Annotated in this window: 22 protein-coding genes; 13 read left to right on the top strand and 9 right to left on the bottom strand. The window is 72.6% G+C overall.

Going from position 1 to position 23,695, the window contains the following annotated elements:
- The first annotated feature begins 26 nt into the window (after positions 1–26).
- Positions 27–2,768 (top strand): TIM barrel protein, encoded by a 2,742-nt coding sequence (locus GE115_RS12370; RefSeq protein WP_153685103.1) that lies wholly within the window; start codon positions 27–29, stop codon positions 2,766–2,768.
- A gap of 73 nt (positions 2,769–2,841) precedes the next feature.
- On the opposite strand, the gene GE115_RS12365 is transcribed toward GE115_RS12370, so the two are convergent.
- Positions 2,842–3,189: a cupin domain-containing protein gene (locus tag GE115_RS12365; RefSeq protein WP_153685102.1), complete on the bottom strand. Its 348-nt coding sequence runs from the start codon at positions 3,187–3,189 to the stop codon at positions 2,842–2,844.
- 95 nt (positions 3,190–3,284) lie between these two features.
- Between GE115_RS12365 and GE115_RS12360 the strand changes: the two genes are divergently transcribed.
- The gene (locus GE115_RS12360) at positions 3,285–3,893 is read left to right on the top strand and encodes a TetR/AcrR family transcriptional regulator (RefSeq protein WP_172979887.1); all 609 of its coding nucleotides are present in this window, start codon (positions 3,285–3,287) and stop codon (positions 3,891–3,893) included.
- Positions 3,894–3,941: 48 nt separating this feature from the next.
- The gene (locus GE115_RS12355; RefSeq protein ID WP_153685100.1) at positions 3,942–5,603 is read left to right on the top strand and encodes an MDR family MFS transporter; all 1,662 of its coding nucleotides are present in this window, start codon (positions 3,942–3,944) and stop codon (positions 5,601–5,603) included.
- On the opposite strand, the gene GE115_RS12350 is transcribed toward GE115_RS12355, so the two are convergent.
- From GE115_RS12350 to GE115_RS12335, 4 genes are read right to left on the bottom strand one after another with little or no spacing between them, the layout of a single operon-like run.
- Complete coding sequence (locus tag GE115_RS12350; protein WP_153685099.1) at positions 5,573–5,992, bottom strand: DUF6098 family protein; 420 nt, start codon at positions 5,990–5,992, stop codon at positions 5,573–5,575. The two genes, GE115_RS12355 and GE115_RS12350, sit on opposite strands and share 31 nt — an antisense overlap.
- A complete protein-coding gene (locus tag GE115_RS12345) occupies positions 5,989–7,032 on the bottom strand; it encodes a cation diffusion facilitator family transporter (RefSeq protein ID WP_153685098.1) in 1,044 nt (347 codons plus the stop codon). Before GE115_RS12345 ends, GE115_RS12350 begins: the two co-directional genes overlap by 4 nt.
- Positions 7,032–7,505: a type 2 periplasmic-binding domain-containing protein gene (locus GE115_RS12340; protein ID WP_153685097.1), complete on the bottom strand. Its 474-nt coding sequence runs from the start codon at positions 7,503–7,505 to the stop codon at positions 7,032–7,034. Before GE115_RS12340 ends, GE115_RS12345 begins: the two co-directional genes overlap by 1 nt.
- A 23-nt stretch (positions 7,506–7,528) precedes the next feature.
- Positions 7,529–8,710, bottom strand: coding sequence for an alcohol dehydrogenase catalytic domain-containing protein (locus GE115_RS12335; protein ID WP_153685096.1), 1,182 nt, complete (start codon positions 8,708–8,710; stop codon positions 7,529–7,531).
- A gap of 146 nt (positions 8,711–8,856) precedes the next feature.
- Here GE115_RS12335 and GE115_RS12330 point away from each other — a divergent pair, with 146 nt between their 5' ends.
- Complete coding sequence (locus GE115_RS12330; RefSeq protein WP_153685095.1) at positions 8,857–9,339, top strand: YciE/YciF ferroxidase family protein; 483 nt, start codon at positions 8,857–8,859, stop codon at positions 9,337–9,339.
- A 52-nt stretch (positions 9,340–9,391) separates the two neighbouring features.
- Here GE115_RS12330 and GE115_RS12325 read toward each other — a convergent pair whose 3' ends face one another.
- Together GE115_RS12325 and GE115_RS12320 are read right to left on the bottom strand one after the other, a co-directional pair.
- Positions 9,392–10,273: a hypothetical protein gene (locus tag GE115_RS12325; protein ID WP_153685094.1), complete on the bottom strand. Its 882-nt coding sequence runs from the start codon at positions 10,271–10,273 to the stop codon at positions 9,392–9,394.
- A gap of 52 nt (positions 10,274–10,325) precedes the next feature.
- Positions 10,326–10,919, bottom strand: a complete 594-nt coding sequence (locus GE115_RS12320) for a helix-turn-helix transcriptional regulator (RefSeq protein WP_153685093.1) — start codon at positions 10,917–10,919, stop codon at positions 10,326–10,328.
- A 72-nt stretch (positions 10,920–10,991) separates the two neighbouring features.
- On the opposite strand from GE115_RS12320, the gene GE115_RS12315 reads away from it, so the two are divergent.
- From GE115_RS12315 to GE115_RS12305, 3 genes are all read left to right on the top strand, one after another.
- A complete protein-coding gene (locus GE115_RS12315) occupies positions 10,992–11,984 on the top strand; it encodes an NAD(P)/FAD-dependent oxidoreductase (RefSeq protein WP_153685092.1) in 993 nt (330 codons plus the stop codon).
- Positions 11,985–12,065: 81 nt separating this feature from the next.
- Complete coding sequence (locus GE115_RS12310; RefSeq protein WP_153685091.1) at positions 12,066–12,638, top strand: ClbS/DfsB family four-helix bundle protein; 573 nt, start codon at positions 12,066–12,068, stop codon at positions 12,636–12,638.
- 9 nt (positions 12,639–12,647) lie between these two features.
- A complete protein-coding gene (locus GE115_RS12305; protein ID WP_153685090.1) occupies positions 12,648–13,481 on the top strand; it encodes a carbon-nitrogen hydrolase family protein in 834 nt (277 codons plus the stop codon).
- Between the two features lie 27 nt (positions 13,482–13,508).
- Here the strand turns inward: GE115_RS12305 and GE115_RS12300 are convergent, their stop codons facing one another.
- On the bottom strand, positions 13,509–14,771 hold the full coding sequence (locus tag GE115_RS12300; protein ID WP_312855131.1) for an aminotransferase class I/II-fold pyridoxal phosphate-dependent enzyme: 1,263 nt from the start codon (positions 14,769–14,771) through the stop codon (positions 13,509–13,511).
- A 146-nt stretch (positions 14,772–14,917) separates the two neighbouring features.
- Between GE115_RS12300 and GE115_RS12295 the strand changes: the two genes are divergently transcribed.
- The 6 genes from GE115_RS12295 to GE115_RS12270 all read left to right on the top strand — a co-directional run bounded on the left by GE115_RS12295 (position 14,918) and on the right by GE115_RS12270 (position 22,367).
- Positions 14,918–16,570: a S1C family serine protease gene (locus tag GE115_RS12295; RefSeq protein WP_246190762.1), complete on the top strand. Its 1,653-nt coding sequence runs from the start codon at positions 14,918–14,920 to the stop codon at positions 16,568–16,570.
- A 147-nt stretch (positions 16,571–16,717) separates the two neighbouring features.
- Complete coding sequence (locus GE115_RS12290) at positions 16,718–17,716, top strand: glycosyltransferase family 2 protein (protein ID WP_153685087.1); 999 nt, start codon at positions 16,718–16,720, stop codon at positions 17,714–17,716.
- A 5-nt stretch (positions 17,717–17,721) separates the two neighbouring features.
- Positions 17,722–18,534, top strand: a complete 813-nt coding sequence (locus GE115_RS12285) for a CDP-alcohol phosphatidyltransferase family protein (RefSeq protein ID WP_153685086.1) — start codon at positions 17,722–17,724, stop codon at positions 18,532–18,534.
- A gap of 67 nt (positions 18,535–18,601) precedes the next feature.
- Positions 18,602–19,447, top strand: a complete 846-nt coding sequence (locus GE115_RS12280; RefSeq protein WP_153685228.1) for a glycosyltransferase — start codon at positions 18,602–18,604, stop codon at positions 19,445–19,447.
- Positions 19,448–19,532: 85 nt separating this feature from the next.
- The gene (locus GE115_RS12275) at positions 19,533–20,825 is read left to right on the top strand and encodes a CDP-glycerol glycerophosphotransferase family protein (RefSeq protein WP_312855129.1); all 1,293 of its coding nucleotides are present in this window, start codon (positions 19,533–19,535) and stop codon (positions 20,823–20,825) included.
- A 141-nt stretch (positions 20,826–20,966) separates the two neighbouring features.
- Positions 20,967–22,367 (top strand): HNH endonuclease signature motif containing protein, encoded by a 1,401-nt coding sequence (locus GE115_RS12270; RefSeq protein ID WP_172979885.1) that lies wholly within the window; start codon positions 20,967–20,969, stop codon positions 22,365–22,367.
- A 142-nt stretch (positions 22,368–22,509) separates the two neighbouring features.
- Here the strand turns inward: GE115_RS12270 and GE115_RS12265 are convergent, their stop codons facing one another.
- On the bottom strand, positions 22,510–23,607 hold the full coding sequence (locus GE115_RS12265; protein WP_246190761.1) for a hypothetical protein: 1,098 nt from the start codon (positions 23,605–23,607) through the stop codon (positions 22,510–22,512).
- Positions 23,608–23,695: the final 88 nt, after the last annotated feature.

The raw sequence follows: 23,695 nt of genomic DNA, 5'->3' as shown, positions 1-23,695 counted from the left end.
GTCCACCGATCGACAGGCGGCTGCACATGAACGTCGTATCCGGAATACCCGAGCCATCCATCTCGACCGTGTGCCTGTCGGGAACGCTCGAGGACAAGCTGCGCGCGGCGGCGGCGGCCGGCTTCGCCGGCATCGAGCTGCTCGAGTACGACCTCGTCATGTCGTCGTGGTCGCCGGCACGGCTCGCCCGCGAGGCCGAGGATCTCGGGCTGTCGATCGGGGCCTACCAGCCGTTCCACGTCGAGGCGGTCCCCACCGATCGATTCGCGGCGACGCTGCGCCGCGCCGAGCGGAAGTTCGACGTGCTGACCGAGCTCGGCGCGGGCGTGCTGGTGTGCTGCTCGACCAGGAGCGAGGACGGCCTCGACGACGACGGGCTCGCCGCCTCGCAGCTCCACGACCTCGCCGAGCGGGCCGAGGCTCGCGGCATCCGCCTCGCCTACGAGGCCGTGCCATGGGGGCGCGTCCGCACCCATCGTGATGCCGCACGTCTCGTCCGGCAGGTGGACCACGCCGCGCTGGGCCTGTGCCTCGACAGCTTCCACGTGCTCTCGACGCGGAACGATCCCGCCGCCGTCGACGAGGTCGACGTCGCCCGGGTCTTCCACGTGCAACTCGCGGATGCCCCGCGGCGGAACCCCGACGTGCGGGAGTGGAGCCTGCACTCCCGCCTGTTCCCCGGCCAGGGTTCGCTCGATGTCGCCGGGTTCCTCGGCCGGCTCCTCTCGGCCGGATACGCCGGGCCGATCGCGCTCGAGGTGTTCAACGACGTCTACCAGCAGGAGGATCCCCGCCACGCCGCCACCGACGCCATGCGCTCGATGCGTGCGCTCGCCGAGGCGGTGGCCGCATCCGGCCGGCCGACGGCAGGAGGGCACCCCGCGGCGCCCGAGCGGATCGCGATCGGCGAGGGCCTTCCGCCGGCCCCGCCGCTGGGCGGCTTCGCGTTCGCCGAATTCGCCGTCGACGAGGTATCCGGCCCGCTGGTCTCGCGTGCCCTCGGCGCCCTCGGCTTCGCGCGGACCGGGCAGCATCGCTCGAAGGCCGTCGACCTGTGGGAACAGGGCGGCGCGCGGGTGCTGCTGAACCTCGCACCCGATCGATCGGTCGCCCCGGCCACGGCGTCGATCTCGGCGCTCGCCGTCGAGACCGCGGATCCGGCCGCGTCGATGCGGCGAGCCGAGAGCCTGCTCGCGCCGAGGCTCGTCCGTTCTCGCCGGCCGGACGAGACCGACCTCGGCTCGGTGGCCACGCCCGACGGCACGGCGCTGTTCTTCTGCGCGGCAGCGGGGGAGGGCTCGTGGCTCGAGGACTTCGATCCGACCGGGGAACCCCCACGCGAATCACCGCTGCTGCGCGGGATCGACCACGTGGCGATCACGGAGTCGATCGACGACTTCGACCAGTCCGCCCTGTTCCTGCGCACCGTCCTCGGGCTCGTGCCGGGCGATTCCTCGGAGGTCACGGCCCCGTTCGGACTCATCCGCACCTGGTCGGCGAGCGATCCCGGCCGGCACGTGCGAATCGCGCTGAGCACGACGCCGCTCCGACGCGGCGACTGGTCGCCGGGGGTGTCGAGCCCGCAGCTCGTCGCCTTCGCGACGGACGACCTGATCGCCTGCGCGCACGCCCTGCGCGAGCGCGGGGCGCCCATCCTCGAGATCCCCGACAACTACTACGACGACCTCGACGCCCGGCTCGACCTGCCCTCCGGGTTCGTCGACCGGCTCCGCGAGCACTCGATCCTCTACGACCGCGACGAACGCGGCGAGTACCTGCATCTCTTCACCGAGATGCTCGGCTCGCGCGTGTTCTTCGAGGTGGTCCAGCGCGTCGACGGCTACGACGGACTCGGCGACCCGCGCAGCGTTCCGTTGCGCATGGCCGCGCACCGTCGGCAGCGGCTGCGCATGCTCGCGAGCGCACCGACCGAGCCCGCGATCGAGCCGCGGCACGACTACTCGCTCGCGCACCTGACGGCGCTGAGCCTGTCGCCGCCCGAGCTCGTCGACGCCGCCGCGGCCGCGGGCTACCGCTACGTGGGCCTGCGCATGACGAGGGTCACGCCGCAGGAGCCGCACTACCCGCTGGCGTACGACCCGGCGCTCATGCGAGCCACCAAGACGCACCTCGCCGCGACCGGAGTGGAGGTCCTCGATGTCGAGCTGGCACGCATCACGTCGGGAGACGACCCTCGCGACTACCTGCGCTTCCTCGAGGCCGGCGCCGAGCTCGGCGCTCGCCACGTCATCACGCAACTGCCCGACTCGGACTTCGCGCGCAAGACCGACCGCTTCGCCGAGCTGTGCCGGATGGCGCAGCCGCTCGGCCTCACCATCGACCTCGAGTTCCCCTCGTGGACGGAGACCCCGAACCTCGCCGAGGCCGTGCGGGTGCTCCGGGCGGCCGACCAGCCCAATGCGGGTCTGCTCATCGACGCCCTGCACTTCGCGCGGTCGCGGTCGAGCGTCGACGACCTGCGTGAGCTTCCCGCGGAGTGGTTCCACTACGCCCACGTGTGCGACGCGCCCGGCGAGATCCCCGCGACCACGGCAGGGCTGATCCACACCGCGCGATTCGAGCGGCTGTTCCCGGGCGAGGGCGACCTCGACCTGCACGGCATCCTCGCGGCGCTCCCGGCCGGCATCCCGTTCGCGCTGGAGATCCCCCGCGCGACGCTCGTGGCGCAGGTCGGCGCGAAGGAGCACGCCCGCCTCGCCATCGGCGCAGCCCGTCGGCACCTCGACGCGGCGCACGTCGCGGGCTGACGGGGGAGGGAGCCCGCGGCGCCGCGCGCCGGGCGGGCATCCGCCGGGCGCCCGGCCGCGCCCGCGCCGCGCGTCAGCGCGCCCGCTCGGGCCCGCCGGTGCTGTCGATGCCGGTGACGGTCGTGAGCAGGAACACGGAGTCCTCGAGCGCGAGCACGGCGTGGCGGTGATGGGTCAGCACGTCCAGCCGGCCGGCGCCGACCTCGGTCACGTCCTGCCCGGTCACGCGAACGCGGCCCTGCAGCACCTGGACGCTCGCCGCGGCGGGGGAGTTGTGCTCGGAGAGCTCGGCCCCCGATCGCAGGGCGATGATCGACTGGCGCATCGGCCCGTCGCGGAGGATGAGCTCGGCGCTGCGGCCGTGCTCGTCGGCGAGCGCGGCGTCGAGGTGGATGCGGGCGAGATCGAGCAGGTCGGCCATGACAGTCCTCCGGTCCCGGGAGCGTGCGGTCCAGTATGCCAGCCCCGCCGCCTGTCGTTTTGCACTCTGACTGCACCAGTGCAATACTGCACTCCGTGTCGGAAAGTGCAATCGCGTCGGGTCGGACCGCCCGCATGGCCGCGACCGCCTCGCGGATCACGGCGGTCTCGCGGCGGCTCACCGCGGTTCGCGGCCTGAACGGCTTCACGATCGAGCAGCTCTGCGAGGAGGTCGGCGTCTCCCGGCGCACCTTCTTCAACTACTTCCCGTCGAAGGAGGAGGCGGTCATCGGCCTCGACGAGGCCGAGGAGTTCGGCCGCTACGCCGAGCGCTTCCTCGGCCGGGACTCCCGGGGTTGGTCATCGGCCGTCGACGACCTGCTGGAGCTGGCGGTCGAGCACGCGCGTGCGGCGGGTTTCGACGTCGCCGAGCACGCCGACCTGGTCGCGGCGATCGACCGCGAACCGCGGCTGCTCGCCCGGTTCATCGACGTCAGCCGTGAGCGCGAAGGGCAATTGGCCGAACTCGTCGCGACGCGCGAGGGTACCTCGCCGCGCGACCCGCACGTGCGCGCCGTCGTGCAGGTCGTCTCCACGGCGCTGCGCATGACCGGCGAGCAGTTCCACGACCTCGGCACCGCCGACGACTTCGCCGCCGCCCTGGCCGACGCCGTCGCGGCGCTTCGCACCGTCCTGACCGCCTGACCGACGCACCGAGCCCAGGCACCGAACCCGAATCCGAAGGAACCACGCTTGACCGCCCCCACCGCCTCCGGCGTCGCCGACGCGACCGCCGCGCCCTTCCTCCTGACCAAGCGCCGCATCTGGATCATCTTCGGCGCCCTCATCGCGGGCATGCTGCTCTCGAGCCTCGACCAGACCATCGTGTCGACCGCGATGCCGACGATCGTCGGCGAGCTCGGCGGCGTCGAGCACCAGGTCTGGATCACGACCGCGTACCTGCTCGCGACCACCATCGTGATGCCGATCTACGGCAAGTTCGGCGACGTGCTCGGCCGCCGCGGGCTCTTCCTGGTCGCCATCGCCCTGTTCACGCTCGCCTCCATCGGATGCGCCTTCGCCACGGACTTCTGGATGTTCGTCGTGTTCCGCGCCATCCAGGGGCTCGGTGGCGGCGGCCTGATGATCCTCTCGCAGGCCATCATCGCCGACATCGTCCCGGCGAACGAGCGAGGCAAGTACCTCGGCCCGCTCGGCGCGGTCTTCGGCCTCGCGGCCGTCGGCGGCCCGCTGCTCGGCGGGTACTTCGTCGACCACCTCACGTGGCAGTGGGCGTTCTACATCAACATCCCCATCGGCATCGCGGCCTTCGTCATCGCGCTCGTCGCGCTGAAGCTCCCCACGAAGAAGGCGACCCTGCCGATCGACGTGCTCGGCGTGCTGTTCCTCTCGATCGCGACGACCTGCCTCATCTTCTTCACCGACTTCGGCGGCGACGCCGAGCACGGCTGGGACGCGTGGGAGACCTGGGCGTGGGGCGTCGGCCTGCTCGCCGCGGCGATCGCGTTCGTCGTCACCGAGGCTCGCGCGGCCGACCCGATCATCCCGCTCAGCCTGTTCAAGAACCCCATCTTCGTGAACGCGACGGCGATCGGCCTCACCCTGGGCCTCGGCATGTTCGCGGCCATCGGGTTCATGCCGACCTTCCTGCAGATGTCGTCGGGCACGTCGGCGGCCGAGTCCGGCCTCCTCCTGCTGCCCATGATGGTCGGCCTCATGGGCACGTCGATCGCATCGGGAGCGGCGATCAGCAAGACGGGCCGGTACCGGATCTACCCGATCGTCGGAACCGTCGTGACGGCCGTCGCGATGACCGCCATGACGACCCTCGCGGCCGACACGCCGATCTGGCTGATCTGCGTCTACCTCTTCGTATTCGGTGCGGGTCTCGGCCTCATCATGCAGGTCGTGGTGCTGGTCGTGCAGAACGCGGTGCCCGCCGCGCAGCTCGGCACCGCGACGAGCACGAACAACTACTTCCGCGAGGTCGGGGCCGCGCTCGGCACCGCGGTGTTCGGCACCATCTTCACCACGCGGCTCACCGAGAACCTCACGAACGTGTTCACCTCGGCCGGGGCATCCGCATCGGATGCCTCGAATGCGACCGCGACGCTGGACCCGGCGACCCTCGACGCGCTGCCCGAGGCCGTGCGCATCGACATCGTGACCGCGTACGCCGACGCGCTCGCGCCGGTCTTCTGGTACCTGCTGCCGTTCATCGGACTCGCGTTCGTCCTGTCGCTGTTCCTGAAGGAGATCCCGCTGTCGGACGTCGCGGGCCTGGTCGCCCGCGGCGAGGCGGTCAGCGGCGACGAGGCGGAGCGGCTCGAGGCCGAGCTGCGCGGCAAGGTGCCGGACGCCGACTACTCGGGGCCGCGGCCGGCGTCGAAGTGATCGCGGTAGCGGCGTTCGGCCTCGGCCAGCACGCCGTCGTCGAGGACCGCGAGGAACTCGGCGTCGGCGAGCAGCGGCTCGCAGTCGGGTCCGCGACCGACCACGTCGCCGCACACCAGCCAGGCCCGTCGCTCGGGATTGCGGTCGCGCAGGTGCTTGTACTGGCACAGCTGGCGGGCGAGCCAGTCCTCCACCGGGCGCGTCCACCACGGCTCGGGATCGAGCGGGTTGACCGAGAGGCCGGGCAGCTCGAGGCCGCTCTCGGTGTCGATGGAGCCCCCGGCGCGGTCGTCGTCGGGGCCCTCCGAGTAGCGCACGTAGAGCCGCTCTTCGCCGAGTCGTTCGCGCAGCGCGGCGAGCGAGGAGACGGCGGCGTGCGGCCCGGTCATCGCCCGCCTCCGCCGCGGGCGGCGCCCGTGGCATCCGCATCATCGCTGCCGTCGGCATGCGGTTCCCCGTCGTCGGGCACGCCGCGGTCGGCCTCGACGGGGAGCACGCTCACGGGGATCACCTCGACGTCCTCGACCTTCCAGTCGAGTTCGGCGACGGCGCGCGACGCGGCCTCGTAGGCCTCGACCGGCGTGCGCGGATCCGTCGGCACGACGAACGCCTCGACGTGGAACACCTGCCCGAGGTCGCGCATCCGCACGGCGGCATCCGCGACCCACGGCAGGGCACGCAGCGTCGATGCGACCTCGGCGATGAGCGGATGAACCGATTTCTCGTCGTAGGTGGCGGCGCGCTTGTCGAGGAGTCCGAGCGTGGCCGTCTTCATGTTGCGCAGGCCGTCCCAGATGATGCCGACCGAGATGAACAGCGCAGCCGCGGCATCGAGCCACCACAGGCCGACGCCGATGCCCAGTACCCCGACGATCGAGGCGGCGTTGGTCTGCCAGTCGGCCTTCGCCATGTCGGCGTCGGCATAGAGCAGCTTGTTGTGCAGCGGTTTCGCGAGTTTCAGCTTGTATCGGCCGTAGAACGGGGGGCCGATCGCGATCACCGCCATCACCGCGATCATCACCCAGCCGAGCCAGACGGACGACCCGAAGAGCACGACCGTGCCGATGGTCGGATGGTCGCCGCGCAGGAAACCGCTGATCGCCTCCCACGCGAGCGTCGTGCCGACCACGAAGAGGGCGACGCCGGCCACGAGGTGGCCGACGCTCATCGCGCGGTGCAGGCCGAAGGGGTGGGCCTTCGTCGGACGCCGGCGCACGAAGATGAGCGCCACGAGGAACGCGACCTGCGGCGTGAGCGAGAGGATGTCCTCGACCCAGGCCGTCTTCATGGCCTGGGAGTTGCCGAGCACGAGCGCGACGACGCCGATCGTCACGGTCGTGTAGCAGATCGTGAAGATCTCGATCCGCACGGCCTTGCGCATGGCGACGGCCTGCTCCTCCGGCAGGTCGGTTCGGCCGAATCGGGACATCAGCCGAGCTCCTCGTCGAGGAACGTCTCGAGCGTGCTGAGGAACCGGTTCTCACCGAGCGGCACGAGCATCACGATGGTGCGGCCGTTCGCGCCGGGCATCTCGGGGTATCCGCGGGAGACGCCGGCACGATCGAGCCACGGTGTCTCGTCGGTGATGCCGCCGACCACGAGGTCGAGCTCGCCCTCCTCGAGGCCCGTGACGAGTTGCTCCTCGCCGCCCACGGTCCATTCGACGGTGGCGTCGATCGACGCGGCGAACGCCTCGACGACCTCGGCCAGCACGCCCGACACGTCGTCGCCGCGCACCTCGATGAGCGACGCGTCGGGCGACGCGCCGACCCGCAGTTCGGCGCCGGTCGCGCGGTCCAGGGTGCCGTTCGGGTCGGCGGGGATCTGCAGTCCGCAGCCGCCCAGGCCGGCGGCCAGCGAGATGACGGCGACCCCGGCGACGAGCCGCGCTCGTCGTCTCATGATCGGGACGATACGGCGACGCCTCAGGGCTTCAACACCACCTTGATGCATCCGCTCGACTTCTGCTTGAACAGCTCGTACATCTCGGCGGCCTGCTCGAGCGGGGCCGGATGCGTGACGAGGTCCTCGAGCCCGAGCGGGTCGTCGGGCCGTTCGGCGAGGCCGATGAGGTCGTCGAGCCAGCGCTGCACGTTGCACTGGCCGAACCGCATGGTGAGCTGCTTGTCGAAGATGCGCATGAGGTTCACGGGGTCGACGGCGCCGGCGTACACGCCTGCCACCGACACGGTGCCGCCGCGGCGCACCGCCTCGGTCGCGAGGTCGAGCGCGGCCATGCGGTCGACACCCAGGTGCTTCATCGCGCTCTTCGCGACCCCGCCCGCCATCGAGCCCGTGACGTTCTGCATGAGCGCGGTCACGGGATTGCCGTGGGCCTCGAGGCCGACGGCGTCGACGACCGCGTCGGGGCCGCGGCCCTCGGTGCCCCGGCGGAACCACTCGAGCGCCTCGGCGGCGTCGTCGAGCCCGTGCACCTCGGCGCCGTGGCGCTCGGCCATCAGTCGCCGCTCGACCACCGGGTCCACGGCGAGCACGCGCAGGCCGAGCAGGCGCGCGGCGCGCGCGCTGAGCTGGCCGACCGGGCCGAGGCCGAGGATGCCGATCGTGCCGCCGGGCTCGACGCCCGCGTACTTCACGGCCTGCCAGGCGGTCGGCAGGATGTCGCTCAGGAAGAGGTAGCGCTCGTCGGGCAGGTCGGCGCCGACGACGCGCAGGTTGGCGTCGGCGAGCAGCACGCGGATCGCCTCGGCCTGGCCACCGGGCACCTGTCCGTAGAGCTCGGTGTATCCGTAGAGCGAGGCACCGGTGCCGTGCTCGGTGTTCTGCGTCGTCTCGCACTGGGTGGTCAGGCCGAGTTCGCACATCCGGCACCGCCCGCAGGCGATGACGAACGGCACGACGACGCGATCGCCCACGCGCACGCGGGTCACCGCAGCGCCGACCTCCTCCACGATGCCCATCGCCTCGTGCCCCAGCACGTCGCCCCGGTGCATGAACGGCCCGAACACGTCGATCAGGTGCAGGTCGGAGCCGCAGATCGCGGTCGCGGTGACGCGCACGATCGCGTCGGTGGGCTCGAGGATCCGGGGGTCGGGAACGTCGGTGACGCGCACGTCGCGCGCCGCATGCCAGGTGACAGCTCTCATGCCGACAGTGTCGGCGGGTTCGGCGCCCGGGGGCAGGGGGTTGACGGCCGTGCGGTGCGTCAACCCCCTTCCGCATGGGTCGGGGCGGCGGCGACGATGAGGTCGGTTCCCGCGACCGCGGGACGGATGCCACGGAAGGACGGCCAATGGTTCAGCAGACGCTCACGACTCCCGAGGAACTCCTGCACTTCCAGCTCCGCACGGCGCTGACGATGGAGCACGATTCCCTCGCGGCGCTCGGCGAACTGGCGAAGGCCGCGAAGACGGCGGAGATCAAGAAGCTGTTCCGCCACCACGCGAGCGAGACCGAGGAGCAGATCGCGAACCTGCAGCAGGCCTTCACGCTCCTCGGCTACAAGGAGACGACGGCCCCGTCACCGAGCACGAAGGGCATCTCGAAGCAGGCGGCGTCGCTGCTCGAACGCAGCGCCCCGAAACTGCGCGACCAGGTCGCCCTGTCGGCCGCACTCGGCAACGAGCACTACGAGATCTCGGCGTACCAGGGGCTCATCGTGCCGGCGACCGCGCACGGCCTCACCGACGTCGTGACGCTGCTGCAGGCGAACCTCGACCAGGAGGTCCACACCAGCGAGGAACTGCGCACCACGCTCGAGAAGATCGTCGGCTGACGCGTCCGCCGCCGCCGCGTTCGCTGCGCGGCGGCGCGCGGCGAACGCGGGATCAGCGCACGGCGAACCGCAGGGGCAGCAACTGGAGTCCGATGGCGCTCGCGACGAACCGCTGCCGGGCATCGCTCGTGAGCCGGCCCGCCCAGTCGAACGCCCCGATGTCGACGAGGTCGAGCTCGGCACCGGCTGCGTCGGCCACGCGGATCAGCACGCGGATGCCGCGGTAGTACGTCGAGGCGAGCAGCGCTCGCTCGAGTTCGAGCCCCGGCAGTCGCCGGCCGAGCGCGTCGGCGACCCGGTCGGCGAGCACGTTCGAGTCGGCGTCGGCGAGGATGCTCGCGGTCGCCCTCCCGACGGCCAGGCCGAACCGCTCGGCCGCGGCGTCGAGCAGCCGCAGGTGCACGGCGGCCTGGTCGATGATCGCGTGGACCTCGAACGCGTCGTCGGGCAGCCCTCGCCCGGCGTCGGCGAGGGCGAAGAGCCGGAAGTGCGTGGTGTGACCCGACGGGATCGGCACAGCCTGCGGGCGGAGCGTCTGGTGCACGCTGCAGAGCCGGACGCGTGCGTCGGGCGCCTCCCGCAGCCGGGCGGCGGCTTCGAGGGCGAGCACGTTCGTCGGGTCGGAGACCACCTCGGTGGAGCGGGTCGTCGTCAGGGTCCGGTCCTGCGAGGTCGGTGCGACCACCGAGTTGGTCCCGAGCGGCGCGACCGGCGACAACAGCAACGCCTCGTACCCGGCCGCGGCGTCGAGCGCGACGGCGTCGTACGCGACCACCGTGCGCTGGTCGAGCGGGCTCGGCGTCAGCGAGGCATCCGTCGCCCACTGGCGGATCAGGTCGGCCGGGCGACGCGCTGCGGCGAAGCGGCGCGCGTCGGCGAGGGCCGCGGCACGCGCCTCGCTCGGTGAACGCGGGGCGCCGGCGGATGCGGTCATGCGGGCATGATGCCACGGCGGGCACCCGCGCGGCGGCGACCGCGCGGCGAGTTCAGTCGACCTCGCGCAGGTGCACGCGTTCGCCCTGCGTGCTCAACAGGCTCAGGATCTCGGCCGGTTCCTCCGAGGCGCTCGCATGGCCGTGCGGCAGGCGGGTGTCGAACTCGGCCGCCTCGCCCGGGCCCATGACGACCTCCTGGCCGCCGATCGCGAGCCGGATCCGCCCGCTCAGCACGTACACCCAGTCGTAGCCCTCGTGCGTGCGCTGCGGCACCGGCTCGCCGGGCGGATGCCCCGGCAGCACGATCTTGTAGGCGTGCACGTCGGGGTTCTCGCGCGTGAGCGGGATGATCGCCCGCCCGTTGCGGAAGAACGGCTTCGGCCGGATGCGGGGGTCGGCGATCTGCGGTGCGCCGACGAGGTCGTCGAGGCTCGCCCGGTAGACCCCGGCGAGGCGGATGAGCAGGTCGAGCGTGGGCCGGCGCCCGCCCGACTCCAGACGCGACAACGTGCTGACCGAGATGCCGGTCGCCTCCGACAGTTCGGCGAGCGTGAGGCCGCGGCGCTGGCGCAGCGCGCGCAGTCGCGGGGCCACGGCGTCGAGCACGACGTCGGCATCGAGCACGGCCTCGGCATCGTCGGCCATGGCGCACCTCCTGGGTTTGCGGGTTCGGCAAACGAGTTTGCCACAGCCGCGGGGCTGGCGCACGATCGAAGCATGCAGCCCTCAGACGCCACCCCCGCCACCACAGCCGCCCCGACCGCTGCCGACCACCCCGAGTGGGACGTCGTCATCATCGGCGGCGGCAGCGCCGGCCTCAGTGCCGCGCTGATGCTCGGCCGCTCGCGCCGACACGTGCTCGTCGTCGACGACGCCCGGCCGCGCAACCGCTTCGCCGGGCATATGCACGGCGTGCTCGGCCGCGACCACACCTCGCCGCTCGACCTCCTCGCCGACGGACGGCGCGACCTCGAACGGTATGAGGGCGTCGCGTTCGAGGCATCCGCGGTGGAGCACCTCGAGCGGGCGGGCGCGGTCTTCGAGATCGCGCTCGCGTCGGGCCGGCGAACGACCGCCCGTGCCGTGCTCATCGCGACCGGCCTGCACGACGAGTTGCCCGACATCCCGGGCCTGGCCGAGCACTGGGGCGACGGCGTCGTGCTCTGCCCGTACTGCGACGGCTGGGAAGCCCGCGACTCGAAGGTCGCCGTCCTCGCGAGCGGGCCGATGAACGTGCACCAGGCGCAGCTCATGCGGCAGTTGACCGATGACGTGACGTACCTCGTGAACGGGTCGGAACTGCCCGACGCCGCCCGGGCCGGTCTGGCCGCCCGCGGCATCGCCGTCGAGGAACGCCGCGTCGCCGAGGTCGTCGCCGACGAACACGGCCGACTGCGAGGCATCCGCTTCGACGACGGCACGGATGCCCCGGTCGACGCGATCTTCGCGGCACCCGTGCCGCGACCGAAGGACGGCGCGCTGCGCGCGCTGGGTGCCCGCTTCGAGGACCGCGACGGCGTCGAGTGGGTCGTCGTCGACCCGATGGGCCGCACGAGCGTGCCCGGTCTGTGGGCGGCGGGAAACGTGACCGACGGCCGCTCGTCGGTGCCGTTCGCGATGTCGGCGGGCAGCATGGCCGGCGCGGCGATCAACGCCGACCTCGTCGAGGCCGAGGTGCGGGCCGCCGTCGCCGCGAGCGCCGGTCGCTGAGCTGCGCCGGGCGGGGTCGGTGCCGGGGCGCTCCGGCTCGAGGCCTTCACGATCGCTGCGTACCGACGTATCGTGACGCTCATGCCCGCTCCGACGACCCGGACCGCGCTCGAGGCGGCGGCGTTCCGCGGATTCCGCGACCTCGACGACGTGATCGAGGCGATGCCCGCCGCCGAGGCGGCCGCGCTGTTCCCGGCCGCGAGGACTCCTGCGGCGGCGCCGCAGGCGGGGGAGGCCGCACCCGGCGCGGATGCCGCCCGCGACCGCGACGTGCAGGACGTGCTGAATCACCTGCACGCCTGGCACCTGCTCCTGCTCGGCTGGCTCGACGCCGACGCCGCAGGGAAGCCGGTCGAGTTTCCGGCACCGGGCCACACGTGGGACTCGCTGGCTGAGCTCAACGTCGAGCTGCGCGACCGGTACCGCGTGCCCGGCCCGGCCGACGCGGGCCTCGCGACGGCCCGCGGCCGGCTCCGCGCGAGCCACATCGACGTGCTGACCCGCATCGAGTCGATGCCCGACGACGACCTGCTCGAACCGGGACGGCGGCCGTGGCTGCGCGGTCCGCTCGCCGAGCCGGTGCACGAGTGCCTCGGCGGGCACTACGAGTGGGCGATCGCGACGATCCCCGCGTCGCGATCGCCGCGTCCGTAGGCTGGTCGCATGACCGCACCGGATGCCTCCGTGCCCGCCGACGAATCCGTCGCCGTCGCCGTCGCGCAGTTCGCGCCGGCGGCGGACTCGAACGCGAACCTCGCCGAGATCGGCCGGCTCGCCGCGCGCGCGGTCGAGCGCGGTGCGCGCGTCGTCGTCTTCCCCGAGTACTCGATGTTCTTCACGCCAGAACTCGGCCAGGACATGCTCGACGCCGCCGAGCCGCTCGACGGCGAGTTCGTGCGCGCGCTCGGCGACCTCGCGGCCGACCTCGGCGTGCACCTCGTGGTCGGCGTGCTCGAGCGGCACGAGGGGGGTCGGCGATTCCGCAACGCGGTCGTCGTGCTCGACCCCTCGGGTGCGCTCGTCGCGCGGTACCGCAAGCTCCACCTGTACGACGCGTTCGGCCAGCGCGAGTCCGAATGGGTGGCCCCGGGCGTCGTCGAGGAACCCGAGCTGTTCGAGGTCGCCGGCCTGCGGTTCGGCCTGCAGACCTGCTACGACGTGCGCTTCCCCGAGATCACGCGCCGCCTCGTCGACGCGGGCGCCGACGTCGTGTGCATGCCGGCCGAATGGGTTCGCGGGCCGTTGAAGGAGGCGCACTGGCGCGTGCTGACGACGGCGAGGGCGCTCGAGAACACGATCTACGTCGCCGCCGCCGACCAGGCGCCGCCGGTCGGTGCGGGCAACAGCATGATCGTCGACCCGATGGGCGTCGAGCTCGCCACGATCGGCGAGCAGGCCGACGTCGCGCTCGCCTGGCTCTCGCGCGAGCGGCTCGACTCGGTGCGCCGGATGAACCCGGCGCTGTCGCTGCGCCGGTTCGGCGTCGTCGAGCGCTGACGCTCGCCGACGCCGACGGCGCGCGGTTCAGCGCGCGTTCGCCGCGTCGAGGCCTGCCAGGCGAGTGGATGCCTCCTCGAGCACCTCGAGGCGCTTGCAGAAGGCGAAGCGCACGAGGCTCGCGACCCCGGCGCGCCGGTCGGGCCGCACGAACGCCGACACCGGAACGCCCACGACCCCCGCGAGCTCGGGCAGCCGGCCGCAGAGATCCTCGCCGTCGGCGAAGCCGAGCGGTGCGGCATCCGCCACCACGAAGTAACCGGCGGCGGGCAGCGCGATCTCGAATCCGGCCGAGACCAGACCTTCGGCGAGCACGTCGCGTTTCGCGCGCAGCGCCGCGGCTGCCTCCGTGAAGAACGCGTCGGGAAGGTCGAGCCCCGTGGCGATCGCGGGCTGGAACGGCGCGCCGTTGGCGTAGGTGAGGTACTGCTTGACCGCGAGCACGGCCGTGATGAGCGGCTCCGGTGCGACCGCCCAGCCGATCTTCCAGCCCGTCGCCGAGAAGGTCTTGCCGGCCGACGAGATCGTGATCGTTCGCTCGCGAGCCCCGGGCAGGGTCGCGATCGGCACGTGCGCGCCGTCGAAGACGAGGTGCTCGTAGACCTCGTCGGTGACGATGAGCGCGTCGTGGCGCTCGGCCAGTTCGACGATGCGCGCGAGCACGTCGCGCCCGAGCACCGCGCCGGTCGGATTGTGGGGCGTGTTCACGAGGATGATCCGCGTGCGGTCGCCGACGGCCGCGGCCAATTCGTCGAGGTCGGGCAGCCAGGCGTGCGCATGCCCGCCGCCGGCCGACCACCGCAGCGGCACGGTGCGCAGGACCCCGCCCGCGCGGGCGACGAGGGCCCCGTACGCGTCGTACGCGGGCTCGAACGCGACGACCTCGTCGCCCGGCTCCACGAACGCGAGGAGGGTCGCGGCGAGGGCCTCGGTCGCGCCGGCCGTCACGAGCACCTCGGTCGCGGGGTCCGTGTCGAGGCCGTACCAGCGCGCCTGGTGCCGCGCGATCGCCTCGCGCAGCACCGACAGACCCATGCCCGGCGGGTACTGGTTCACCCCGTCGGCGATCGCCCGCCGCGCCGCCTCGAGCACCTCGGCCGGTCCGTCTTCATCGGGGAAGCCCTGGCCCAGGTTGATCGCCCCGGTGCGCGCCGCGATGGCGCTCATCTCGGCGAAGATCGTCTCGCGCACCGAACCGTCGGCCGCCAGCAGTCCGGCGCCCGCTGCGGTGCGCTGCCACGGGGCGAGCCGATCGCGGCCGGGCAGGTCGGGGGCAGCGGCATCCGTCACGTTCACACCGTACGTCAGGGTGCGGTGACTACGCTGGGCCCGGTGTCCGGATGACTCCCGGTGAAGGGATAGCGGACTCATAGACTTCGCCGATCCGCTCCACAGCAAGCGGGTCGAGCATGGTGGACAGCTTGGAAGGAGCTGACATGACCGACAACCAGCACGACCCGCAGCACGGATCGACGCCGGGCGAGCCCGAGGCATCCGCACAGGTCGAGCCCGAGGCATCCGCACCCGCCGCGCCCGAGGCATCCGCTCCGGCCGCCGCGCCCGTCGAGCCGGCCGCGCCGGTCGAGCCGGCAGCGCCCGCCGCGCCGGTTCCCGCCGCGTCCGTCGCCGCCCCGACCGCACCCCCCGCTCCCAGCGCGCCGGCCCAGCCCGCGCAGCCCACCGGCACCGTGTACGCACCCGGCCAGACGCCGCAGCCGTACCACGCCGCCCAGTACACGCACCAGACCGCGGCCTACCCGCAGGCGTCGGCGCACGCGCAGACGCAGCCGACCGAGCCGCTGCACGGCAGCGTGCCTCCGGGGCAGGTTCCCCCCGCCTTCGGCGGACCGGCCGAGCCGGCCGCCGAGGCGCCGAAGCAGCGACGCACGGGCCTCGGCCTCGCCGCCGCGGTCGTGGCCGCAGCCCTCATCAGCGGCGCCGCGGGCGTCGGCGTCGGCGCGGCCGTCGTCGGCAACCAGGCCTCGTCGACCTCGTCGTCGAGCGACTCCGGCACCGGCACCCAGAACATCGTCGTGAACGACACCGACTCGGTGAACCAGATCACCGCGGTCGCGGCCAAGGCCAGCCCGAGCGTCGTCACCATCTCGGTGCAGGGCGGCGAGGGCGGCGGCACGGGTTCCGGCATCGTGCTCTCCGAGGACGGCTACGTGCTCACGAACACCCACGTCGTCACCCTCGACGGCACGACGGGCGAGCCGGCGATCCAGGTGAAGACGAGCGACGGCCGGCTCTACGCCGCCGAGCTCATCGGCACCGACCCGCTCTCCGACCTCGCGGTGATCAAGCTGCAGGATGCCTCGGACCTCCAGCCGCTCGAGTTCGCCGACTCCGACGAACTCAACGTCGGCGACACGGCGATCGCCATCGGCGCGCCGCTGGGCCTGTCGGGCACCGTCACGAACGGCATCGTCAGCGCCCTCAACCGGAGCATCGACGTGCAGTCGTCGGCGGCGCCCGAGACCCCCGACGACGGCCAGCAGGAGCAGGAGCAGGGCGAGAGCCCGTTCGACTTCTGGAACTTCGACGGCGAGGAGGGCGGCCAGCAGCAGCCGACCGCCGGCGGCACCATCTCGATCCCGGTCATCCAGACCGATGCCGCGATCAACCCCGGCAACTCGGGCGGCGCCCTGGTCGACTCCGAGGGCAAGCTCATCGGCGTGAACGTCGCGATCCTCTCCACCGGCGGTGCCTCGTCGGAGGCCGGCAACATCGGCGTGGGCTTCGCGGTCCCGGCGAACCTCGCCGAGCGCGTGTCGAAGGAGATCATCGCGGACGGCGCGGCCACGCACGGCCTGCTCGGCGCGACCGTGACGAGCGCCGAGTCGGCGGAGGACGCCAGCACCGTCGGCGCGCTCATCACCGAGGTCTCCGACGGCGGCGCCGCGCAGGACGCGGGGCTGAAGGCGGGCGACGTCGTGACCGAGTTCAACGGCGTGCCGATCACCGACCAGACCGACCTGACCGCGCAGGTCCGTGCGCAGGCGGGCGGCTCGTCGGCCGAGCTCACCTACGTCCGCGGCGGCGAGGAGCAGACCGTCGAGGTCACGCTCGGCACCTTCGAGGGCTGAGCCCGAACGCCACGGCCGAGCGGGGCCGGCGCCCGAGGGCGCCGGCCCCGCTGCTGCTAGGCTCGATCGACCGAGCACGAGTGAGGACCATTGCCCCAAGAGTCACCGGAGGCGACCCCGTCGCCTGCCAGCGGCGTCTCCTACGTCATGCCGGTGCTCAACGACGCCTCGCATGTGCGCCAGGCCGTCGAGTCGATCCTCGCGCAGGAGTACGTCGGCCCCGTCGAGGTGCTCATCGCGCTCGGCCCCTCGATCGACGGCACGACCGAGCTCGTCGCCGACCTCGCGTCGCGCGATGAGCGCATCCGCGTGCTCGACAACGAGATCGGGTCGACGCCCGCGGGGCTGAACCTCGGCATCCGGGCCGCGCGGTTCCCGGTCGTCGTGCGCGTCGACTCGCACTCGATGCTGCGCCCCGACTACACCGCGGTCGCCGTCGAGACGCTCGAGCGCACGGGCGCCGACAACGTCGGCGGCATCATGGATGCGCAGGGCGAGACGCCGTTCGAACGGGCCGTCGCCATCGCCTACACGACCAAGGTCGGACTCGGCGGCTCCGCGTTCCACGTCGGCGGCTCCGAGGGCCCGGCCGAGACGGTGTACCTGGGCGTGTTCCGCCGAGACGCCCTCGAGCGCGTCGGCCTCTTCGACGAGACGATCAAGCGCGGACAGGACTGGGAGCTCAACCGCCGCCTGCGCGAGAGCGGCGGGATCGTCTGGTTCACGCCGAGCCTCGCGGTCACCTACCGCCCCCGGTCGAGCGTCGAACGGCTCGCCCGGCAGATGTTCTCCACGGGCCTGTGGCGCGGCGAGCTCGCCCGCCGGTTCCCGTCGTCGAACGGTATCCGCTACTTCATCCCGCCGCTCATGGTGCTCGGCGTCACGGTCGGGCTGATCCTGGGCGTCGTCGGCATCTTCACGGCCGCGACCGGCGGGCCGGCGTGGCCGCTCATCGGCTTCGCGATCCCGGCGGTGTACCTGCTGTTCGTGCTGGCCTCGTCGCTGGCCTACGCCCTGCGCGGCGGCATCCGCACCGCCGGCTGGTTCGTCGTCGTGCTGCCGACCATCCACGTCACGTGGGGCGTCGGGTTCGTGCTCGGCTTCCTCGCGCTCACCGGCAACATCGCACGCCACACGGGGAGGTGAGGGAGATGTCCAACGCCGCTCCCGTGACGTCGAGGCCCTCGAGCATCGCCGAGCTGAAGGCCGTCACGCAGCCGCCCGAGGTGCGCGGCCGTCGCAACGCCGAGCACTGGACCGCGTCGCTGTACCTGCGGCGCCTCTCGCCCTACCTGACCTGGATGCTGCTCAAGACGCGCATCTCGGCCAACGGGGTCACGGGCCTCATGATCCTCGTCGGCTGGTCGACGGCCGCCGCACTGCTGATCCCGGGCATCTGGGGGGCGCTCCTGGCCGTCGTGCTCGGCCAGCTGCAGATGCTCGTCGACTGCTGCGACGGCGAGGTCGCTCGCTGGCGCCGCACGTCGTCGCCCGCCGGCGTCTTCCTCGACAAGGTGGGCCACTACACGACCGAGGCGCTCATCCCGATCGCGCTCGGCATCCGGGCCGCGGCGTATCCGCTCGAGTTCCCCGCCGACTTCCTCTGGACGACGCTCGCGGCGCTGCTCGCCCTCGTCATCGTGCTGAACAAGGCGCTCAACGACATGGTGCACGTCGCGCGTGCGAACGCGGGCCTCGCCAAGCTGGCCGACACGCACGGCGAGACCGCGCCGCGCGGGGGCCTCGTCGCGAAGCTGCGCCGAGTCGCCAGGTTCCTGCCGTTCCACCGCCTGTACCACTCGGTCGAGCTCACGCTCATCGCCCTCGCGGCCGCGGTCGTCGGGCTCTTCCTCGGCCAGCCGCTCGTCGACCGCGTCGTGGTCGCCGCGCTGCTGCCGCTCGCGCTGCTGGCGCTGGTCGGGCACTTCGTCGCGATCATGGCGAGCCGCCGTGTCCGCGCCTGAGCCGACCCGGCACGCCACCGGCCGCGACGGGCGCGCCCGGCCGCGCATCGGCGTGGTCGTGCTCACCATGGGGCGCCGGCCAGACGATCTCGCCCGAGGCATCCGCAGCGTGCTCGCGCAGCGCGACGTCGTCACCGACGTCGTCGTCGTCGGCAACGGCTGGGATCCGGCGACGAGCGACCCGGCGCTGCCCGACGGCGTGACCACGGTGCACCTGCCCGAGAACCTCGGCATACCGGCCGGGCGCAATCGCGGGGTGCCGCACGTGTCGGGCGAGGTGCTCTTCTTCCTCGACGACGACGCGTTCCTGCCGCACGACGACTTCCTCGCACGGGGCGCCGCGATGCTCGCCGACCGGCCCGACCTCGGGCTCATCCAGCCGCGCGTCGTCGACCCCGCGGGCGTCGAGTCGCCGCGTCGCTGGATCCCGCGCATCCGCAAGGGCGAGGCGACGCACTCGTCCGACGTGTTCTCCTGCTGGGAGGGCGCCGTGCTGCTGCCGCGGGCGGTGTTCGAGCAGGCCGGCGGGTGGGGCGACCCGTACTTCTACGCGCATGAGGGCATCGAGCTGGCGTGGCGGGTCTGGGAGACCGGGCATCGCGCGTGGTACGCGGGCGACCTCGAGGCGGGGCATCCGGTCATCGACCCGGCCAGGCACGCCGAGTACTACCGCCTCAACGCGCGCAACCGCGTATGGCTCGCCAAGCGCAACCTGCCGTGGGTGCTCACACCCCTCTATGTGGGCTCGTGGACCGCGATCCAGATCCTGCGCTGGGCGCGGCGACCCGCCGCGCTGCGCGCCTGGTTCGGCGGCTGGGCGGCCGGCTGGCGTGAGGATCCGGGCGGGCGCCGCCCGATGCGGTGGCGCACCGTGTGGCGGATGACCCGCGCCGGGCGTCCGCCGATCATCTGATCCGCCCGTAACGATCGGCTCTCGGTCTGCGGGCCGCGCCGGGCCCGGGGCATCCGCCCAGCCGGCGCTCGCTACCCTTGGGACAGTGGGATTGAGGACTGACGCCGGACGGGCCGTGAAGCTCGCGAAGAACATCCTGGCTTCGCGGCGGGCGCAGCGGCGACTCCAGGCGAAGCTCGCCGAGCAGCCCCGCCTCGAACCGCATCACTACCGCATCGGCGTGTACTTCGCCGACGGCAAGGTCAATCTCTACCAGCTGCGCCAGTGGTACGCGCCTCTCGTCGAGCTCGCCAAGACGCATCCCGTCGTCATCCTCAGCCGTGCCTCGGGAGCGGCGCTCCAGCTGCTCGACGAGTCGCCGCTGCCGGTCGCGTACGTGCGCCGGGTGGCCGACCTCGAGCGGGTGATCCACGAACAAGACCTGCACGTCGTGTTCTACGTCAACCAGAACGCCAAGAACTTCCAGATGATGCGGTACGGGCGTCGTTGGCACGTGTTCATCAACCACGGCGAGTCCGACAAGATGTACATGACCACCAACCAGTTCAAGGCCTACGACTACGCCTTCATCGCCGGCGACGCCGCCCGCTCGCGGCTCGAGAAGGTGCTCTGGGACTACGACTTCGACAAGCGCGCCATCCCGATCGGGCGGCCGCAGGCCGACCACTACCTCGACGGTGCCCCGCTGCCGTACCCCGCAGATGACCGCGAGGTCGTGCTCTACGCCCCCACGTGGGAGGGCGACCGCGGCGCCGCGGCCTACGGCTCCATCGCGTCGCACGGCGTGCCCCTCGTGCGCGCGCTGCTCGCGTCGGGGCGACACCGGGTCATCTACCGCCCGCACCCGCGGTCGGGCGTGGTCGACCCCGCCTACGGCGCCGCGAACCGCGAGATCATCGCCGCGATCGAGGCGGCGAACGCCGCGGATGCGACGGCCAAGCACATCTACGACGACGGCCCCACGCTCGGCTGGCAGCTCGCGGCGGCGGATGTCGCGATCGTCGACATCTCGGCGATGGTCTACGACCGGCTCGCGGCGGGCAAGCCGCTGCTGATCACGCGGCCGGTGAACCCCGCCGCCCAGATCGACACGGGCGGCTACCTCCAGGCCTGCGAGTGGCTCGTCGCCGGTCCAGGCGAGAGCATGCTCGCGCGGGTCGACGCGGTCGCGCACGACGCCGACGCGCTCGAACGGCTCGGCTATTGGGTCAGGCGATACTTCGGCGACACGACGCCCGGGGCGACGACCGCGCGGTTCCATGCCGCCGTCGACCACCTGATGGCCGAGTGGCACCGATTCGCCGCCCTGCACGCCGACGACCCGGTCGACGACGAAGAGGGCGAGGCCGACGAGGACGAGCTGGAGACGACGGCGTAGGGTTCGTCGTCCTCGGCGTGCGGGCGAGTCCCGTGCCCGGCCTTCCTCGGTCATTCGAACGAATGTTCGAAGAATGTCGGTGGGTAGTGGTTGAGTCGACGTATGGAGACAGCCGCGACAGCCCCTCGCGATGCGATGCGGATGCCTCGGGCTGCGGCTGTCGACGTCGAGACCGCGCTCGCCGAGGTCGTTCGACTCGAGCGCGAGATCCGCGTCGCGCAGGCGCGGCAACTCGAGTTCCTCGCGCGAGCGAGCGCCGCGTACGAGCTCGACGAGCCGCTGGCGGCCGGCCTGTCGCCACGTGATGCGGTCGAGTTCGCCGCACGGGCGTTCACGGCTGAGGTCGCCACCACGCTCGGCGTGCACGAGCGCACGGCATCGGCGCTCATCGACGAGGCCGAACGGCTCGAGGCGTGCTTCCCCGACACGCGCGCGGCGCTGGCGTGCGGCGACATCTCGCAGGCGCATGTGCGCGAACTGCTCGCGCAGGCGCAGAGTCTTCCCGCAGCGGCGCGAGCAGGGTTCGAGCAGGCGGCCCTGGAGCGGGCGGTCGGGCGCACTGCCGCGGCATTCCGCCGAGTCGCCCGCCGTCTGCGCGAGCGGATGCATCCCGATTCGATGGTCGACCGCCACCGGCAGGCGCGGTCCGAGCGCCGGCTGTACGTCGAACCGGCCGAAGACGGCATGGCCTGGCTGCACCTCTACCTCGAGGCGGAGCGCGCGGTCGCCGTAGAGCAGCGGTTCCGCGAGCTCGCGGGGCGGTGCGTCGTCGGGCGGAACGCTTCGACATCAGATGTTCTCGACCGGGCCGTCGAGGCGCTGCTCGTCGGCATCGTGCCGACCGCGCCCGCAGCGGTGCGCGGCGGCGGCAACTTCGGCGCCGACGTATCTGCTGAGGAGGTCGACGCTGCCGTCGAGGCCGACGCCGCCGTCGAGGCCGACGCCGCCGCCGCTGTCGACCACGCCGCCGCTGCCGACGAGGCGTGGCGGCTCGTGCAGGCCGCGATCCGGCCGAGCGTGCAGCTCACGGTGCCGGTGCTCAGCCTGCTCGGCCTCACCGACGACCCGGCCGAACTCGAGGGCTACGGCCCGATCGACGCGAAGACCGCGGCGTGGTTGGCGGGCGGCGCGCCGAGTGTGACTCGCATCCTCACCCATCCAGAGACGGGCGCATTCCTGTCGTATGGGCGCGAGTCGTATCGAGTTCCCGCCGACCTCGCCCGGTACCTTCGAGCTCGCGACGGCACCTGTCGGTTTCCGAACTGCACGAGGTCGGCGGTCGGCACCGACCTCGATCACACGGCCGACTGGGTCGAGCACGGCCGCACCGATGCCGCGAACCTCGCGTGCCTGTGTCGCAAACACCATCGGCTGAAGCACCACGCCGGCTGGCGGGTGCGACAACTCGGCCGGGGGAGTCTCGAGTGGACGAGTCCGCTCGGCCGGCGGTACCTGACGACCCCCGAGCATGCCTTCATGGCGCGAGCCGAGCTCGTCAGCGCTGAGGTGGCGCCGATGAGCGGGCTCCGCGTTGCGTCGTGAGCGTCAGGGCGAGGCGCGGCCGCCGGCCTGAGGCGATCGCGGTTCGGCACGACCGTGCCGAATCCGGCGCAGATTGAGCGCGCGCGCCCCTTAGCGCACCGGTTCGGCACGAGCGTGCCGATCCGGCACGACGGCACCGGCCTCAGGCCGGGCGCGGCCCGGGTGAAGCGTCGGTCTCGCCCAGGTCAGCGGGCGCAGTGGGGCCGGCCGGGTCCGCCCCGCGCGACGCGGAGAGTACGTCAGCGGCGTCCGCCCCAGCGTCCGCCCCAGCATCCGCATCGCCGCCTCGCCGCCCCAGCGCGCCGCGCGCCGCGCGGCCGGTCGCTCCGCCGACGGCACGGATGCCTCGGGCCGAGGCCTTGGCGAAGCCGCCGATGGTGCCGCCCACGGCGCCGCCGACGCGTCGCCCGGCCGTCACGACCAGCCCTTCGTCGCCGCGCGGCTCGAGTTCGGCGGGCAGCACCGGGGGTGCTTGGCCGAAGGCCAACCGCGACTGCGTGAGCACGCGACGCCCGAGCACGTGGTTGCCGATGCCGCCGATGGCCGCACCGATGCCGAAGGGCAGGGCCTTGCCGATCCATCCGGCACCGCCGCGTACGGCGAACTGCTTGATGAACGTGCGCCGCAGTCCGTCGACGAGCGAACCCATCACGGCCTTCGGGAGCGTGTTCGTGATCACCTCGCCCCAGTACGCGTTGCGCGCGACGCCCCGTCCGGTCGCCTGCGCGGCGAACTGGCGCACGAGATCGGTGCCCTCGCTGCCGAGCATGAGGGTCATCACGAGGGCCCGCGCGCGCTCGGGGTTCTCGACCGGGATGCCGTGCACCTCGGCGACCGACTGGGCGAACAGCGCGGTCGCCTCGAGGAATCCCGCCGTCTCGACGCCCGACAGCGCGAGGGTGACGCCCGTGCCGATTCCGGGCACCACCGCGGTCGCGCCGACGGCGGCACCGCCGGTGGTGACCGCGGCGAGGTAGCGCTGCTCGAGGATGCGGACCAGTCGCTCGGGAGTGGCATCCGGATGACGCCGGCGGATGCCGCGCAGGTGGGCGACGACGACGGGCCGCTGGACGCCCAGCACGGCGTCGATGCTGCGCTCGAAGCCGTGGGCGCGCGGCTCGCCGGGCGTCGGCTCGCCGGGCTGCGTCGCGCCGGGCGTCGGCTCGCCGGGCTGCGTCGCGCCGGGCTCCTGGGGGGCGTCGGTTCGCATCGAGGTGATCCTGTGCACGCGGTCGGGCATGCGCCGATCATAGGCGGCTCGTCTCGACGGATGCCGCGAAACCGCGGCCCCTTGACAGCGAGGGGGCGGACATTCGGCTACCCCCAGA

It is taken from the genome of Agromyces agglutinans (assembly GCF_009647605.1).
GTDB classification, from domain to species: domain Bacteria; phylum Actinomycetota; class Actinomycetes; order Actinomycetales; family Microbacteriaceae; genus Agromyces; species Agromyces agglutinans.
Note: the sequence above shows the minus strand (reverse complement) of the source record. Positions and strands in the feature narration are given on the sequence as shown.

Coding starts and splice junctions, on each gene's coding strand:
- GE115_RS12370 (WP_153685103.1), top strand. CDS start 27: ATGAACGTCGTATCCGGAATACCCGAGCCATCCATCTCGACCGTGTGC.
- GE115_RS12365 (WP_153685102.1), bottom strand. CDS start 3,189: ATGGCCGACCTGCTCGATCTCGCCCGCATCCACCTCGACGCCGCGCTC.
- GE115_RS12350 (WP_153685099.1), bottom strand. CDS start 5,992: ATGACCGGGCCGCACGCCGCCGTCTCCTCGCTCGCCGCGCTGCGCGAA.
- GE115_RS12345 (WP_153685098.1), bottom strand. CDS start 7,032: ATGTCCCGATTCGGCCGAACCGACCTGCCGGAGGAGCAGGCCGTCGCC.
- GE115_RS12340 (WP_153685097.1), bottom strand. CDS start 7,505: ATGAGACGACGAGCGCGGCTCGTCGCCGGGGTCGCCGTCATCTCGCTG.
- GE115_RS12335 (WP_153685096.1), bottom strand. CDS start 8,710: ATGAGAGCTGTCACCTGGCATGCGGCGCGCGACGTGCGCGTCACCGAC.
- GE115_RS12330 (WP_153685095.1), top strand. CDS start 8,857: ATGGTTCAGCAGACGCTCACGACTCCCGAGGAACTCCTGCACTTCCAG.
- GE115_RS12325 (WP_153685094.1), bottom strand. CDS start 10,273: ATGACCGCATCCGCCGGCGCCCCGCGTTCACCGAGCGAGGCGCGTGCC.
- GE115_RS12320 (WP_153685093.1), bottom strand. CDS start 10,919: ATGGCCGACGATGCCGAGGCCGTGCTCGATGCCGACGTCGTGCTCGAC.
- GE115_RS12315 (WP_153685092.1), top strand. CDS start 10,992: ATGCAGCCCTCAGACGCCACCCCCGCCACCACAGCCGCCCCGACCGCT.
- GE115_RS12310 (WP_153685091.1), top strand. CDS start 12,066: ATGCCCGCTCCGACGACCCGGACCGCGCTCGAGGCGGCGGCGTTCCGC.
- GE115_RS12305 (WP_153685090.1), top strand. CDS start 12,648: ATGACCGCACCGGATGCCTCCGTGCCCGCCGACGAATCCGTCGCCGTC.
- GE115_RS12295 (WP_246190762.1), top strand. CDS start 14,918: ATGACCGACAACCAGCACGACCCGCAGCACGGATCGACGCCGGGCGAG.
- GE115_RS12290 (WP_153685087.1), top strand. CDS start 16,718: ATGCCGGTGCTCAACGACGCCTCGCATGTGCGCCAGGCCGTCGAGTCG.
- GE115_RS12285 (WP_153685086.1), top strand. CDS start 17,722: ATGTCCAACGCCGCTCCCGTGACGTCGAGGCCCTCGAGCATCGCCGAG.
- GE115_RS12280 (WP_153685228.1), top strand. CDS start 18,602: ATGGGGCGCCGGCCAGACGATCTCGCCCGAGGCATCCGCAGCGTGCTC.
- GE115_RS12270 (WP_172979885.1), top strand. CDS start 20,967: ATGCCTCGGGCTGCGGCTGTCGACGTCGAGACCGCGCTCGCCGAGGTC.
- GE115_RS12265 (WP_246190761.1), bottom strand. CDS start 23,607: ATGCCCGACCGCGTGCACAGGATCACCTCGATGCGAACCGACGCCCCC.